The organism is Acinetobacter colistiniresistens (assembly GCF_024582815.1).
Lineage (GTDB): Bacteria > Pseudomonadota > Gammaproteobacteria > Pseudomonadales > Moraxellaceae > Acinetobacter.
The window spans coordinates 2,788,896-2,804,105 of sequence record NZ_CP102099.1 but is presented as its reverse complement, the minus strand read 5'-3'; the positions used below and the strand labels follow the sequence as shown (position 1 = coordinate 2,804,105).

The window sequence follows — 15,210 nt, the reverse complement described above, 5'->3', positions numbered from 1 at the left end:
TTTTAAAAAATTAAAAATTATCCCAACAGATACGATGCTGTAATCCCACACTCTCCAACAAAATTTTCATCATGGGATACCAATATCACTGCACCATGAAATGAGTGAATAGCTTGAGCGAGTAACTCGCGAGATTCAATATCAAGATGGTTTTCTGGTTCATCTAAAAGTAATAGTTCAACAGCTTGTTGTTTCAACGCAAGCAAAGCGACTTTTAAGCGTTCACCACCACTTAAATTTCTTATAGAGCTAAGGGCTTTATCTCTACGAATTTGTAAGTTGCCCAAGAGGGTGCGTGCTTGTTGCTCAGTCAGATCGGGGTTAATACCACATAAATATTCAACGGCAGATAGACTTTCATTGAGTAATGAAAGATTCTGATCCAGATAAACAGAGCTTACTTTGCAATAAATCTCTCCTGCAAGTGGCGGGATTAAGCCTTGAAGGGTTTTGAGTAAAGTGGACTTACCGGTACCATTTGCGCCACTTAAATGCAATTTTTCACCAGTCGATAGCGCTAGATCAATTGGTTGTGTTTTTGCGTAAGCAAGTTGTAATTGCTGGCAGCGTAAAATCTCACCTGATTTAACCGTCTTTTGGGTAAACTCAAAAAATTGTGATTTAAGATGTTCCAGTTGCGTTTGCTTTTGCTGTAACTCATCTTTGGCATCTGCAAGCTGTTTGCTCTGTTGTTTTCTGAGGTGAGAAAGAGATTGCTCGGATTGTTCTTTCTTGGCATCTAGTAAGATGGGGGCTTGAGATCCAGAGGCTCTTAACTTTTCACCAGCTTTTTGACGTTTCTGCGCTTTCATCTGGCTTTGATGCTGTTGCTCTTTTAGTTGTTTTAACTCGCGTTTTTCTTGCTGAACAGCTTGGGATAAGGCTTCGACCTGTAACTGATGCTGCTGTTGATAAAGCGTATAATTACCACCGTAATAGTGTAAACCTAACTGATTTAAAGCAAGAATGCCTTGTACATGTGCCAATAATTGTCGGTCATGACTAATGATCAGTCCACCCATTCGGTGTTGAGACATTTGTTGGATCAGCCATTCACGTCCTTGGTTATCTAAGTGATTGCTTGGTTCATCGAGCAGCAGATAATGATCTTTGAGTAAAAATAAACGGCATAGCGCGAGTTTGGTTTTTTGACCCTCGCTTAAATGCTGAATGGGTGTATCAAGATTTATAGGTAAGCCTGCACTTTGCAAAAGCTGCTGCCATTCTGTGGGTAAATGCCAAAGCCCTTCAACCTGATCATAATCTGTAAAAGTTGCCGTACCTTGCTGGATTCGCTCAAAGCATCCGTTTAAATCTTCAATATGTAAAGCTTGAGCGATAGTATCTGCTTGTACGCGCTGAAGCTGAGTTAAATATTGATGTGGGCATTGCCAAGAAATTTGGCCTGAATAGGGTAGCTTGAATTTTGTCTGTTCATGCAGAAGAGACATCAATACTGATTTGCCTTGACCATTGCGTCCGACCAGTCCTGTGAACTGATGTAATGGAAGTTGAAAGCTAAGCCGATCAAACAGTTTTTGCTGGGCTAATTCAAGGGATAGGTTGGAAATAATACATGCCTGTTGAGTCATAAGAAACCTCATAAACAGGATATGCAAAATAGAGAAATCGAGATAAGTTTTAGAATAAGGAAGCGCTAAACGATAGCTAAGTCTATTTTGCACATCAAAAAGAAAAATGAACTTTGATGATGGAAATAGAACTTACTTCATTGGCGTAATCTCAAATTGGTTTATTTTTACACTATTCTATGGGGGAACTGGCGAAAGGTCAAACTTTAAGGTTTTGAAGATAGGATTAAAAAAATATAAAAAGTGCTTGTCAAATGCTGAAATAGTGCGTAATTTAATAGTTAGACACCGTTTTTTAGATATTTGAAATAAATATGTTAAAGCATACTGTAAACACCAACGCATACTTTTACTTTTGGCAATATTGATCGTTGCCTGATGCGTTTCGGGCAGCAAAAAGGTTGCCCAACCAGTTAATACCTGATCGGCAACACCGATCAGGTTTTTTTATGCTTTAACAATCAAGATTTTAGGAGAAATACCATGTACACATTTAACTATTCATATTTTAGCAAGATTTCTTGGTTTTACTTTGCAAAAAAATCAACATCGCTTAGATCACACTTGCTCAAATAAATGATAGGACTGCGAAGAAGGCCAGTCCAAAGGAATTGAAAATGAATGCTTTAAATACTGCTTTGACACAACCACAAACACATACAAAAGAATCAATGCTTAGCTTGCCATCACAACTCAAAGCGCAGTATCCCTTGTCTGCAACTTTAGCGCAGCAAATTTCAAAACATCGTCAAACGATTCAGAATATTTTATCAGGACATGATCATCGCTTGATGGTGATTACAGGTCCTTGCTCAATTCATGATCCTATCGCAGTACTAGAATATGCTGATCGCCTCCAACAATTACAAGAACAGGTTAAAGATCAGATTTTCCTTGTTATGCGTGCATATATCGAAAAACCGCGTACCACGGTGGGTTGGAAAGGTTTCTTATACGATCCAAATTTAGATGGATCATCAGACTTACAACTCGGTTTAGAAAAATCGCGTCAGCTTTACTTACAACTGATTGAAAAAGGCTTACCGATTGCCAGTGAAATTTTAAGCCCAATGGCGACAGGTTATTTTGACGACCTATTGGCTTGGGGGGCAATTGGAGCACGTACCAGTGAATCACAAATTCATCGTGAAATAGCAAGCCATATGCCATACAGCATTGGCTTCAAGAATGGTACAGATGGCTCGATTCAGATTGCTTTGGATGCAATTCAATCAGCACTGCATGGCCATCAATTCTTGGGGATGACTCAACAAGGTCTACCTGCAATTTTGCATAGTGAAGGTAATCCATTACCACATTTAATTTTACGTGGCTCAAATCAGGGTACCAACTATGATTTGGCTTCGATTCAAGCGATGCATTTCAAGCATAAGCAATTGCCGGCATTGGTGATTGATTGTAGTCATGGTAACAGCGGTAAAGATCCACTACTGCAACCACAGGTTTTACAGCAAATTATTGCAGAACGTGCGGAATCTAAAGTGCGTGGTGTGATGATTGAAAGCCATCTGGTTGATGGTAATCAAAAAATTTCCTGTGATATGACTTATGGCCAGTCGGTTACGGATGGTTGCCTGGGTTGGGATAAAACAGCTCAAGCCTTATTGGATGTTGCTGAACAGATGAGAAATTGATTACACGCTAAGACAATAAAAAACCCATGATTTACATGGGTTTTTTATTAGAGCTATTTGATTTTTCTCTGTATTAACATATAATTTTTGCCAAAAATAACCAATCATTAAAAGTCAATATGAAGAAATGAAGCCATATTGAAAATTTGTTGCTGTAATATGAGATATAGCATTAGTTCGCGTAATCATTGATAAAGTTTTTATAAAAATGGGGGAAAAATGAAAAAGGATGCAGTTGGTTTCGTTGGCGGTACATTGGTGCATACAGAGAGTGGGTTAGTTCAAATACAAGATATTCAAATCGGAGATCGGGTACTCAGTGCTGATACTGTGACAGGACAGCAAAGTTATCAAGTTGTAATGAAAGTCATAAAAACAGAAAATCAGTCTGTGATTTTCATGGAGTTTGATTACTGGATTGATCCTAACTTAGATTTCTTTGAAAGAAGGAAAATTAGAAAAGAGGTATTAAAAAATTTAATCTTAGTGGTATTGTACTGCCATCAGTACAATTTACTGTTATTCCTGAACATCCATTTTGGGTAGAAGGGAAAGGATGGGTTGCTGCTGATCAAATTACTAATCAGGATGTAGTTGTAGATAAAAATGGAAATAAATATAGTCTAAATTTTGATGGTTATGATACAAAACCACATGCTGAGATTTATACAGCTTCTGATAAAAATATAGGCATGGTACCGAATTACGGTTCAGAATCTAGTTTTTATGGATTTGCTGTTGATTTATTTACGGGTAATATCATTTCTTGGAATGAGATGATTAAAGATAATCCGAATTTAAGGAAATTATATAATAAAAATACACACTGGAAAGAAGACTTGCTTGAGCAGCTTCCAGAAGAAGACCGAGCCAATGCCCATTTTCATGGTTTTAGTCAGGGTGATTGGGTAAATCCAGAAACTATCCAATGGGATGAGGGGGAGGGTTATGTAACCACGACGGTTTATAATCTGAAAATTGTGAATACCCATACTTATTTTGTCGGTGAATATGGCATTTGGGTACAAGGCTAAAGATTTTATCAAGTCTGCACTTAGCCTAAACAAGCTGAGTAAATCACTATCTTAAAAAGTTCAGCGTCTAAGAATGAAGAAATAGAAATTTATGGAAAAATTTAGAATAAGTATAGGTTGAAATAATTTGGATGGAATAATCCAAATTGAATCTCATTTTAGGGCAAATACAATTTGCCCTAAAATAGCCTAAGAAATATTAAGCTTCTTGCAAAAACTTACCAATTTCCTGGCTAAATTTTCTAGGTTCGGTAATCAGTGGTGTATGCCCAGAGCGTTCAAAATAAATTGCAGTGGCATTCGCTAAGCTTTCGGCAATCAGGGTTTGTCCAGTTTCTGGGTAGAGTGTAGAGTCGCGACCAATAAAGAAAGTGGTTGGGCAATTCAGCTGGCTGATAGCCTCACGATAGTCTTCATCATGGTTGAGATAATTTTCGACATACCAAAGTAAGTAGTCAAGGCGTTGAATTGGTAGTAAATATTTCTGTAAAAATGGGCGGTTTAGTGCAAGCTTAAAGATCTTGGGGCTATAATTATTACTTCCTTGAAGTTCAATGAATGCCCCCCATAAGCTTACAAGATCGTAGCGAATATCATTCGGTAAATCTTCAAGCTTTTGGGCATGTTTATAGTTGAGCAATAAGGTTTGAATCTCAAGTAGCAGCTTTTTAAATTGAGAGTTTTTGGTACCAAATAAACCATATTGCCAAGATTCATCGACCGCAATTTTAGGGGTTTGATCAATATGCAAGTAGGCCTTAAGTTTTTCTGCTAAACCGCCATGTTTCATGCCATGCATTGCCGTCGTTGCGCCCATGGAATAACCCATCAAAATAAATTGGTCCAGCTTTAATTGTTTGATCAGTGCATCTACATCATTCCAGTGGCTTGAAATGGCATCCAAGTCCGGGATGGCACAATTTTTTGAACCACCGAAACCACGCCAATCAGGGATAATAAATTCATATTGTTTACGATTGGCAAACAAGAACGGGAGCCATTGCCAACTTTGCATTCCCAACCCCGATAAAACCAAGACAGGTTCACCTTCGCCGACACGTCGTACAAATAATTTTTCCTGATCCGGCATGGTATAAAATGGCATTATTTTTCTCCAATCTTGTCCGTTTCCTCAAACTTTCTCAGCTGAGGAATCATTTGTTCCAACCATTTTATCCATTCACTTTCTGTAATGATACCAAGTTCGAGAATCATTTTATGAATGAATAAGACACGGTTGGTTGGTTCACTATTTTTAAAATCTTTATCATGGATGGCTTGATAAAGGCTTAATTTTTCCTTATGTATCGATAAATGACGTTCCAATTCCGGCAGAATGATATTACCGTCAAGTTGAGCTTCCGCTCTTAACCTCACCATAAGGTCATCGCGTAATTGCGCGGGTTCGCTTTGTTGTTCAATCCATGCAGCGAGTTCTATTCTTCCAAGTTGCTCAACTTGGTAAGTTTTTTTTCGGCTATTCGCAGCTTGTTCTTCTAATGTAGAAATCCATCCTTTTTTCAGCATCCCATTGAGTTCTCGATAGATTTGCTGATGAGTCGCATTCCAAAAGAAGCCCATTGAACGGTCAAAGCGACGAGCCAACTCGAAACCTGTACTTGGTTTTTCGAGTAGACTGGTCAATAAAACATGGGCGAGTGACATGATGTTCCATAATAAAAAATGACTCACCAGAATTATGCAATATGTTGCATAAAAATCAAATCTTGTTTATAACCTTATGCAACAAGTTGCATTAGCTAGCAGAGTGCGAGCCAAAGGAGAAAACATGTCAGCTTATCCACATTTATTAAAGCCACTTGATTTAGGCTTTACCACTTTAAAAAACCGTGTGCTTATGGGGTCTATGCATGTTGGCTTGGAAGAAGCACCACAAGGTTATGAGCGTATGGCTGCATTTTATGCTGAGCGTGCCAAAGGGGATGTAGGATTAATTGTCACGGGTGGTATTTCTCCCAATGATGCAGGTCTTACCTTTGCTCATGCATCGAAGCTAGACAGCATTGCAGAAGCAGAAAAACATAAGGTGATCACCCAAGCGGTACATGATGCGGGTGGTAAAATCGCGATGCAGATTTTACATACAGGTCGTTATTCTTATCAGCCTGAGATTGTTGCACCTTCTGCGATTCAAGCACCGATTAATCCAATTAAGCCTAAAGCATTAAGTTCAGCTGAAGTACAGCAAACAATTGATGACTTTGCTAACTGCGCCAAGCTGGCACAATACGCAGGTTATGATGGTGTCGAAATCATGGGGTCGGAAGGCTATCTGATCAATGAGTTTATTGCGGCACGTACCAATCATCGTGATGATGAGTGGGGTGGTAGCTATGAAAATCGTATTCGCTTTCCGATTGAAATCGTAAAGCGTACCCGTGATTTAGTGGGTGAAAACTTCATCATTATTTATCGCCTATCAATGCTGGATTTGGTTGAGGGTGGTTCAAGTTTAGAAGAAGTCATTCAGTTGGCTAAAGAAATAGAAAAAGCTGGTGCAACCATTATTAATACAGGGATCGGTTGGCATGAAGCGCGTATCCCAACGATTGCAACCAAAGTACCTCGTGCGGCATTTACTTGGGTGACGGAGAAACTCAAAGGTGAAGTTTCAGTACCTTTGATTACTTCGAACCGTATCAATACACCTGAAATGGCCGAACATGTATTGGCTTCTGGGCAGGCTGATATGGTGTCTATGGCACGTCCAATGCTAGCTGATCCTGAGTTTGTATTAAAAGCAAGTGAAGGTCGCAGTGATGAAATTAATACCTGTATTGGTTGTAACCAAGCCTGTTTAGATCATATTTTCTCAATGAAAATTGCAACCTGCTTAGTGAATCCGCGTGCTTGCTATGAAACAGAGCTTATTTTTAAAGAAACCAATGCGATAAAAAATATTGCAGTGATTGGTGCTGGCCCTGCGGGTTTAAGTTTTGCAGTATACGCTGCAAGCCGTGGGCATAAAGTCAAAGTCTTCGATGCAAGCAATCAAATTGGCGGTCAATTCAATATTGCGAAGACCATTCCAGGCAAAGAAGAGTTCTACGAGACCTTACGCTACTTTAAACGTCAAATTGAATTACAGCCCAATATTGAATTAGTACTTAACCATACTGCGACTTATGAAGAGCTGAGTCGGGCAAACTATGACGAGATTGTGGTTGCAACTGGGGTAACACCACGTCAACTCCATATTGACGGCATTGATCATCCAAAAGTGTTGAGCTATATCCAAGTATTGAAAGAACGTGTACCTGTTGGTAAACGTGTTGCCATTATTGGTGCAGGTGGTATTGGCTTTGATACCGCAGAATATTTAACGCATGAAGGTGACAGTGGTAGTTTAAATCCTCAAAAATTCTATGCTGAATGGGGGATTGATACAGCCTATGAGCATGTCGGTGGCTTAAAACCAGCAACGTTGGAAAAGTCAGAACGAGAAATTTATTTATTACAGCGTAAGACTGCTGCGGTAGGTGCTGGTTTAGGTAAAACAACTGGTTGGATTCACCGTACTGGCTTAAAGCATCGTGATGTAAAAATGATTGCAGGTGCCAGTTACGACAAGGTGGATGACCAAGGCTTGCATATTACCGTTGATGGTCAAAGTCGAGTGCTTGAGGTCGATAATGTGGTGATTTGTGCCGGTCAAGAATCGTATACCGCAATGTTCGACCAACTGAAAGCAGACGGTAAAAATGTTCATCTGATTGGCGGTGCGAAAGAAGCGGGTGAATTAGATGCCAAACGGGCAATTCGCCAAGGTGCTGAGTTAGCAGCCATATTATAAAATCTTGATGAGCATTCTTTTTCAGGAGGGGGTGCTCATCAACCGATCCATTAAATCACAAGGAAAAATAACAATGACACTCGAAACAACAAAACAGGCTTTGGAAAACTGGCATCACATGATTAAAACAGGTGACTTATCGAATTTAAATGATTTGTTGGCTGAAGATGTCGTATTCCGTTCTCCCGTTGCTTATAAGCCTTATGAAGGAAAGCATGTGGTTTTCTTTATTTTGACCAATGTCATTCAGGTTTTTGAAAATTTCACCTATCACCGCGAATTCTATACTGAGGATGGGGAAAATGTGGTGTTGGAGTTTAGTGCCGATGTTAGCGGAAAATCGCTCAAAGGCATTGATATGGTTCGATTTAACCAACAAGGGAAAATCATTGATTTTGAAGTGATGATTCGCCCAATGAGTGGTTTAGCTGCGTTGGCTGAGAAAATGGGTGCGAGATTTGCAAAATATCAGCCAAGCTAATCTCGCTAAAATAGCCTAAGTAATATTGAGACTCTTGTAATGTGGTTAAAGCTTTTCAACTTTTGCATTACTTCCTATACTTCTTATACAAGGTATGAAAGTTCGGAAGAATACACCTCGTCTTTTAGAAGCCAGTGGTGATCGGGAGGGTTCTGTTGGCAATGGTAAACCACTTTCATTACTTATCCTTGGCGATTCAGCGGCGGCTGGGGTTGGCGTTGAAACGCAGCAAGATGCTTTATCTGGAGCGATTATTTCCCAGTTGCAGCAGGACTATTTGTTGCAATGGAAACTACACGCTAAAACAGGTGATACCACACAGCAGGTTTTTCAGGCAGTGCAACAGTTAGAACAGCAGTGCTATGATGTTGTAATCACTTCAATTGGTGTCAATGATGTGACTAAACTGACCTCTGTTAAATCGTGGATTAAACAACAAAAACAGCTATTCACCTATATACAGAGCCAATTTCAACCTAAACTCATCATTGTATCGGGTGTGCCGCCGATGCAGCATTTTCCAGCGTTGCCTAATCCATTGGCTTGGTTGTTTGGGCGATATGCAGAACAGATGAATCAGGCATTACAACAGTGGTTGGCACCACAGCCACAGTTTCAATTTATTCAATATGATCTTGAAACTTTTCAGGCATTGGATTTGCCAATGGCAAGTGATGGTTTTCATCCAGGCAAAGAAATCTATGCCATTTGGGGGCAACAAGTCGCAGCTTTAGTGCGACAAACATTTACTCATCCTTAGAGGTGGCGGTTGAATATGAGTTTATCTACTTTAAATAAAATTAGAGTCTTAGGTTCAGAACTATTTGATTCGGTACTTGGTGCAGAGCAGCCTAAAATCTATTATGACCCGAAAGGGAAAATTAAAGATGTTTTAGAAAAGTTGCCGCAGTTAAAGCAGAAATATCGCCCGACCCCATGGCTCAGTAATACACATGTACATCTCCTTTATTTCGATGTGATTCGGAAGAAAACGGTTAAACTTGAATATGATCGTATTGAGCAACTTAAAATGCAGGATGGTGGTATCACTGCCATTGCTTGGTATGGTTATGATCTACCAGCAGACACGCCCACCGTTGTGATTATGCATACCATTACGGGCACTCCCGAGAGTATGCGCGAATTGGTTAAAGACTTACATGAATATACCGGTTGGCGAATCGCACTATGTTTGCGCCGTGGTCATGCGGGTTTACCAATGCCCGTACCGCAGATTTCACTGTTTGGTTCGACCAGTGACCTCAAAGAGCAACTAGCTCATATCCAAGATTTGTTTCCATCATCAAACTTATATGCCGTTGGCTCTTCTGCGGGAACGGGGCTCTTGGTACGCTATTTAGGTGAGCAAGGATCGGATACACCATTTAAAGCTGCGTTTGCAATGTGCCCAGGCTATAACACCGAAATAGGTTTTAAAAATGTACATCCTTTTTACAGTAAAATGATGACCAAAAAGTTATTTAAATATTTCATTTACCCTTATCAAAAAACTTGGCAGCAGGTCGCTTCGGTAAATAAGGTGTTGGCAACAACAAGCTTGGAAGACTTTGAAAAAGAATATTTTGAAATGGCTGGGTTTCAGGATTATCAAAGTTATTGTCAGGCAATTAATCCAATTTATGTCTTCGAGAATATTAAAGTTCCCTTGATGATTTTGAATGCTGAAGATGATCCTGTCTGTTCAATCAAAAACTTGGAACCTTATAAAGGTGCAATTCAGCAAATGGAAAATATTGCGGTTGTGACGACGAAAAAGGGAAGTCATTGCGGTTTTTATGAAAGTTTCAGTGTGAAGTCTTGGGCTTCACGCTTGATGGCTGATTTTTTTAAGAATTACTAAATTGATTAAGATAAAAAAAGCCAGTCGAAATGAACTGGCCTTTTTTGCAATTAAAAGATTAATTGTTTAACGCAGGGGTTGCAGCAGCAATTGCAGCAGCGACAGCATCATCTTCACTTTGAGCTGGTGCTGAAGATTTTGGTGCTTTTACTTGTTCAGTCTTCGCAGGTTTTTGCTCAGCTTTTACAGTTTGTTCAGTTTTTGGCTGCTCTGTTTTAGTTGGTTTTGGTTCTTCAGTGCGTGGAGTCTCAGTCGCAGTTGGATTTTCTGTTTGAGCTGGACGAGTTTCACGACGAACTTCAGTGGTAGTATTTGGAGTTTGTTCACGCGTTGTTTCAACAACAGGTGCTGGAGCTTCGTGTTTATCAACACTTTCTAAAGATTCAAACTCTTGGATTTTTGCAGGTTCAGGCTGAGTTTGGCTCTCGGTTGCTGCCTGTTCTTGCTGCTCTTCGTTTTTAGGTTCTTCTTTTTTGACACAAGCAGTTAATAAAAGACCAGTCGCAAATGCTGCACAAATTAAAAGTTTTTTATTCGCCATTGCTAAAACAACATATTAAATAAGGACGCAACAATTATAACAGCAAATCAAGGTGAAGAAATCACTGTGTAATGTTGTGTTTGTTTATATTTTATAAAAGCTTGCAAATTAGCAGATAGAGGTTGAGACGTTGTAAGCGGGAAAAGTAGATTTTTGCCATACTTTTTCATGCATTTGAATCACTCGACTGAATATCTGTATGAAAAATCCACAAAACCCGTAAATTTTTATCGAAAATGCTGATAGAATAACCAGTTGTTTATAGTTCTTTGAATTGATGCGGTTTGACTTTGCTTTATAGGGGCAGAGTACAGTAAAATTGCCCAACATTGTAGGCCGATTTCGGCTCGATTGTACGAGAAACTCAATGACCCATTTTATTTTTGTCACTGGTGGTGTGGTTTCATCACTAGGTAAAGGTATTTCTGCTGCTTCTGTTGCTGCACTTTTGGAAGCTCGTGGCTTAAAAGTCACAATGGTAAAAATGGATCCATACATTAATGTCGATCCAGGTACCATGAGCCCATTTCAGCACGGTGAAGTTTTCGTCACAGAGGATGGTGCTGAAACTGACTTAGATTTGGGATATTACGAACGTTTCTTACGTCGTGCGAAAATGACCAAACTGAATAACTTTACCAGTGGTCGCGTATATCAGGACGTTTTAAATAAAGAACGTCGTGGTGATTACTTAGGTGGTACGGTTCAAGTTATTCCACATATTACAGACAACATTAAAGAACGCGTCCTTCGTGCAGGTGAAGGCTACGACGTTGCAATCGTTGAGATTGGTGGTACGGTTGGTGATATCGAATCACTTCCATTTATGGAATCAGTACGTCAATTGATGGTGGAACTTGGTCATAAACGTACTATGCTTATGCATTTGACTTTATTGCCATATATCAAATCAGCGGCGGAGCTCAAAACCAAGCCAACTCAGCACTCAGTGAAAGAGCTTCTTTCAATCGGGATTCAGCCAGATATCTTGATCTGCCGTACTGAATATGATGTCGATGTTGATACGAAACGTAAGATTGCATTATTCACAAACGTGGAAGCACGTGCTGTTGTAGTATGTAAAGATGCAAAAACAATTTATCAAATTCCACGTACATTCTACGAACAGAATGTTGATGACTTGATCTGTGAACGTTTTGGTTTTAATGATCTTCCAGAAGCAAATCTTGAAGATTGGGATAATGTAGTTGAAGCATTATTGAACCCTGAATACACAGTTCGTGTTGCGATGGTGGGTAAATATGTTGAACTTCCAGATGCTTATAAATCTGTGAATGAAGCACTTTTACATGCTGGTATTCAAAACCGTGTCAAAGTTCAGATTGATTATGTCAATGCTGAAGAGCTTGAGCAGCAAGACATTAGCATTTTAAGTACTGCTGATGCGATCTTGGTTCCAGGCGGGTTTGGTGAGCGTGGTACTGAAGGCAAAATGAAAGCTATTCAATATGCCCGTGAAAACAAGATCCCATTCCTTGGTATTTGTTTAGGTATGCAACTCGCTGTGATTGAGTATGCACGTAATGTTGCAGCAATGCCTGAAGCAAGCTCAACAGAATTTAACCGCTCAACCAAATATCCATTGATTGGTTTAATCACTGAATGGTTAGATGAGCGTGGTGAATTACAACAGCGTAGCCTTGAGTCCGATCTGGGCGGAACCATGCGTTTAGGTGCACAAAAATCTGAATTGGTTGAAGGCACGAAGACGCGTGAGGTTTATGGTAAAGCCGAAATTACTGAGCGTCATCGTCATCGCTATGAAATGAATGATCGTTTTATTCCAGCACTTGAACAAGCAGGTATGAAAATTTCAGGCTATTCGTCAGTACAACATTTAGTTGAAACTGTAGAAATTCCTGAACATCCTTGGTTTATTGCTGTACAATTCCACCCAGAATTTACAAGTTCACCACGCGATGGACACCCATTATTTGCTAGTTTTATCGGGGCTGCTAAAAATCAGCACCAAAAGTAAGTAATGAGTTTTAAATAAACTGGGAAAGTTTAAATGTCACAATTAAAACCACAAGAAGTTGTACGTTTAGGCGATATACAAATGGCAAATCATTTGCCATTTGTATTATTTGGCGGAATGAACGTATTAGAGTCAAAAGATTTGGCATTTGAAATTGCTGAAACTTATGTTGATATTTGCAAGCGCTTGGATATTCCTTATGTATTTAAGGCGAGCTTTGATAAAGCAAACCGCTCAAGCCTAAACTCTTACCGTGGCCCAGGTCTTGAAAAGGGAATTGAGTGGCTTGCTGAGATTAAAAAGCATTTTAATGTGCCGATTATCACAGACGTTCATGAGCCTTACCAAGCAGCGCCTGTTGCTGAAGTTGCCGACATTATCCAACTTCCTGCCTTCTTAAGTCGTCAGACTGATCTTGTTGAAGCAATGGCAAAAACTCAAGCCATTATCAATATCAAAAAAGCACAGTTTTTAGCGCCACATGAAATGCGTCATATTTTGCATAAGTGTTTGGAAGCTGGGAATGACAAACTCATTCTTTGTGAACGTGGTTCAGCATTCGGCTATAACAACTTGGTTGTTGATATGCTTGGCTTTGATATCATGAAAGAAATGAATGTGCCAGTATTCTTTGATGTCACTCATGCATTGCAAACCCCAGGTGGGCGTGCAGATTCTGCAGGTGGTCGTCGTGCTCAAATCACGACTTTAGCGCGTGCAGGTATGGCGACAGGTTTAGCTGGGTTATTCTTGGAAGCACATCCAGAACCAGAAATTGCAAAATGTGATGGACCATGTGCATTGCGTTTATCTCAGCTTGAGCCATTCTTGGCACAATTAAAAGAATTGGATACTTTAGTTAAAGGATTCAAGAAGTTAGACACCCATTGATGCAGTAACTTGCATTTTGTTTTTCATTCAACAGAGGAATTGTTCATGAGCCAAATCGTTGACATCCGCGCACGTGAAATTTTGGACTCTCGTGGTAACCCAACCATCGAAGCAGACGTTATTTTAGAATCTGGGGTTGTTGGTCGTGCATGTGCACCATCTGGTGCTTCAACTGGTTCTCGTGAAGCTTTAGAACTTCGTGATGGCGATAAAGCACGTTATTTGGGCAAAGGTGTTAAAACTGCGGTTAATAACGTAAATACGATTATCCGTGATGCTTTAGTGGGCAAATCAGTATTCGAACAAAAAGACATCGATAATACGATGATTGCACTTGATGGTACTGAAAATAAAGAAAAATTAGGTGCTAACGCAACTTTAGCCGTTTCATTGGCTGCTGCTCGCGCTGCCGCAGATGAAAAGAAAATTCCTCTTTTCCAATATATCGCTGATCTTCGCGGTCAAACGACTTTGACCATGCCTGTACCAATGATGAACATCATCAATGGTGGTTCGCATGCAGACAATAATGTTGATATTCAAGAGTTCATGATTGAGCCTGTAGGCTTCACGTCTTTTGCTGAAGCATTACGTGCAGGTGCTGAAATCTTCCATTCGCTAAAATCAGTTTTAAACAAAAAAGGTTTAAATACTGCTGTAGGTGATGAAGGTGGTTTTGCACCAAACTTGCGTTCAAACGAAGAAGCAATCACTGTTATTCTTGAAGCGATTGGCCAAACGGGTTACAAAGCTGGTTCTGATATTATGCTGGCACTTGACTGCGCATCTTCAGAATTCTACAAAAATGGTCAATATGTGCTTGCAGGTGAAGGCAATAAAGCATTCACAAGCAACCAGTTCTCTGACTATTTGGCAGGTCTTGTAAACCAATACCCAATCATTTCGATTGAAGATGGTTTGGATGAGTCTGACTGGGAAGGTTGGAGCTACTTAACCTCAATCCTCGGTGACAAAATCCAATTGGTTGGCGACGATTTATTCGTAACCAATCCTAAGATTTTACAACGTGGTATTAATGAGAAAGTTGGTAACTCGATTCTGATCAAATATAATCAGATTGGTACGTTGACTGAAACGCTAGATGCAATCTATCTTGCGAAAGCAAATGGTTATAGCACTGTAATCTCACATCGTTCTGGTGAAACTGAAGATTCAACTATTGCAGACTTGGCAGTAGGTACAGCAGCGGGTCAAATCAAGACTGGTTCGCTTTGCCGTTCTGACCGCGTAGCGAAATATAACCAATTACTTCGTATCGAAGAATTAACGAAAGCAGCTTACCGCGGTAAAGCTGAATTCAAAGGTCTAAAATAAGGTCAAT

At 39.8% G+C, this 15,210-nt stretch carries 13 protein-coding genes and 1 pseudogene; 10 read left to right on the top strand and 4 right to left on the bottom strand.

The genetic code is table 11. The annotated features are described in order from the left end of the window. Positions 1–17: 17 nt before the first annotated feature. Positions 18–1,592 (bottom strand): ATP-binding cassette domain-containing protein, encoded by a 1,575-nt coding sequence (locus NQU59_RS13435; RefSeq protein ID WP_257063778.1) that lies wholly within the window; start codon positions 1,590–1,592, stop codon positions 18–20. Between the two features lie 617 nt (positions 1,593–2,209). On the opposite strand from NQU59_RS13435, the gene NQU59_RS13430 reads away from it, so the two are divergent. The 3 genes from NQU59_RS13430 (at position 2,210) to NQU59_RS13420 (ending at position 4,281) form a co-directional block, all read left to right on the top strand. Then, entirely contained in the window at positions 2,210–3,247 is a 1,038-nt protein-coding gene (locus tag NQU59_RS13430; RefSeq protein ID WP_257063777.1) for a 3-deoxy-7-phosphoheptulonate synthase, read from the top strand. A gap of 219 nt (positions 3,248–3,466) precedes the next feature. Beyond that, positions 3,467–3,793 carry a polymorphic toxin-type HINT domain-containing protein gene (locus NQU59_RS13425; protein ID WP_257063776.1) on the top strand — a complete coding sequence of 109 codons (327 nt, stop codon included), beginning with the start codon at positions 3,467–3,469 and terminating at the stop codon, positions 3,791–3,793. Positions 3,794–4,023: 230 nt separating this feature from the next. Then, on the top strand, positions 4,024–4,281 hold the full coding sequence (locus tag NQU59_RS13420; protein WP_257063775.1) for a hypothetical protein: 258 nt from the start codon (positions 4,024–4,026) through the stop codon (positions 4,279–4,281). Positions 4,282–4,480: 199 nt separating this feature from the next. Here NQU59_RS13420 and NQU59_RS13415 read toward each other — a convergent pair whose 3' ends face one another. Next, positions 4,481–5,386 carry an alpha/beta fold hydrolase gene (locus NQU59_RS13415; RefSeq protein WP_257063774.1) on the bottom strand — a complete coding sequence of 302 codons (906 nt, stop codon included), beginning with the start codon at positions 5,384–5,386 and terminating at the stop codon, positions 4,481–4,483. Continuing rightward, positions 5,386–5,946 carry a PadR family transcriptional regulator gene (locus tag NQU59_RS13410; RefSeq protein WP_043970570.1) on the bottom strand — a complete coding sequence of 187 codons (561 nt, stop codon included), beginning with the start codon at positions 5,944–5,946 and terminating at the stop codon, positions 5,386–5,388. Before NQU59_RS13410 ends, NQU59_RS13415 begins: the two co-directional genes overlap by 1 nt. Positions 5,947–6,070: 124 nt before the next feature. Here NQU59_RS13410 and NQU59_RS13405 point away from each other — a divergent pair, with 124 nt between their 5' ends. The 4 genes and pseudogenes from NQU59_RS13405 (at position 6,071) to NQU59_RS13390 (ending at position 10,437) form a co-directional block, all read left to right on the top strand. Beyond that, entirely contained in the window at positions 6,071–8,095 is a 2,025-nt protein-coding gene (locus tag NQU59_RS13405) for an NADPH-dependent 2,4-dienoyl-CoA reductase (protein WP_005241746.1), read from the top strand. 73 nt (positions 8,096–8,168) lie between these two features. After that, entirely contained in the window at positions 8,169–8,576 is a 408-nt protein-coding gene (locus NQU59_RS13400; protein ID WP_005241738.1) for a nuclear transport factor 2 family protein, read from the top strand. Positions 8,577–8,615: 39 nt separating this feature from the next. After that, a pseudogene (locus tag NQU59_RS13395) lies at positions 8,616–9,336 on the top strand (SGNH/GDSL hydrolase family protein). Between the two features lie 15 nt (positions 9,337–9,351). Continuing rightward, on the top strand, positions 9,352–10,437 hold the full coding sequence (locus tag NQU59_RS13390) for a YheT family hydrolase (RefSeq protein ID WP_005241735.1): 1,086 nt from the start codon (positions 9,352–9,354) through the stop codon (positions 10,435–10,437). Positions 10,438–10,495: 58 nt separating this feature from the next. On the opposite strand, the gene NQU59_RS13385 is transcribed toward NQU59_RS13390, so the two are convergent. Further along, entirely contained in the window at positions 10,496–10,978 is a 483-nt protein-coding gene (locus tag NQU59_RS13385; protein ID WP_257063770.1) for an internalin, read from the bottom strand. 367 nt (positions 10,979–11,345) lie between these two features. Here NQU59_RS13385 and NQU59_RS13380 point away from each other — a divergent pair, with 367 nt between their 5' ends. From NQU59_RS13380 to eno, 3 genes are read left to right on the top strand one after another with little or no spacing between them, the layout of a single operon-like run. Further along, positions 11,346–12,977 (top strand): CTP synthase, encoded by a 1,632-nt coding sequence (locus NQU59_RS13380; protein ID WP_005241732.1) that lies wholly within the window; start codon positions 11,346–11,348, stop codon positions 12,975–12,977. Between the two features lie 33 nt (positions 12,978–13,010). Further along, entirely contained in the window at positions 13,011–13,868 is an 858-nt protein-coding gene (gene kdsA / locus NQU59_RS13375) for a 3-deoxy-8-phosphooctulonate synthase (RefSeq protein ID WP_005241730.1), read from the top strand. Between the two features lie 45 nt (positions 13,869–13,913). Beyond that, positions 13,914–15,203 carry a phosphopyruvate hydratase gene (eno, locus tag NQU59_RS13370; protein WP_005241729.1) on the top strand — a complete coding sequence of 430 codons (1,290 nt, stop codon included), beginning with the start codon at positions 13,914–13,916 and terminating at the stop codon, positions 15,201–15,203. Positions 15,204–15,210: the final 7 nt, after the last annotated feature.

Coding starts and splice junctions, on each gene's coding strand:
- NQU59_RS13435 (WP_257063778.1), bottom strand. CDS start 1,592: ATGACTCAACAGGCATGTATTATTTCCAACCTATCCCTTGAATTAGCC.
- NQU59_RS13430 (WP_257063777.1), top strand. CDS start 2,210: ATGAATGCTTTAAATACTGCTTTGACACAACCACAAACACATACAAAA.
- NQU59_RS13425 (WP_257063776.1), top strand. CDS start 3,467: ATGAAAAAGGATGCAGTTGGTTTCGTTGGCGGTACATTGGTGCATACA.
- NQU59_RS13420 (WP_257063775.1), top strand. CDS start 4,024: ATGATTAAAGATAATCCGAATTTAAGGAAATTATATAATAAAAATACA.
- NQU59_RS13415 (WP_257063774.1), bottom strand. CDS start 5,386: ATGCCATTTTATACCATGCCGGATCAGGAAAAATTATTTGTACGACGT.
- NQU59_RS13410 (WP_043970570.1), bottom strand. CDS start 5,946: ATGTCACTCGCCCATGTTTTATTGACCAGTCTACTCGAAAAACCAAGT.
- NQU59_RS13405 (WP_005241746.1), top strand. CDS start 6,071: ATGTCAGCTTATCCACATTTATTAAAGCCACTTGATTTAGGCTTTACC.
- NQU59_RS13400 (WP_005241738.1), top strand. CDS start 8,169: ATGACACTCGAAACAACAAAACAGGCTTTGGAAAACTGGCATCACATG.
- NQU59_RS13390 (WP_005241735.1), top strand. CDS start 9,352: ATGAGTTTATCTACTTTAAATAAAATTAGAGTCTTAGGTTCAGAACTA.
- NQU59_RS13385 (WP_257063770.1), bottom strand. CDS start 10,978: ATGGCGAATAAAAAACTTTTAATTTGTGCAGCATTTGCGACTGGTCTT.
- NQU59_RS13380 (WP_005241732.1), top strand. CDS start 11,346: ATGACCCATTTTATTTTTGTCACTGGTGGTGTGGTTTCATCACTAGGT.
- kdsA (WP_005241730.1), top strand. CDS start 13,011: ATGTCACAATTAAAACCACAAGAAGTTGTACGTTTAGGCGATATACAA.
- eno (WP_005241729.1), top strand. CDS start 13,914: ATGAGCCAAATCGTTGACATCCGCGCACGTGAAATTTTGGACTCTCGT.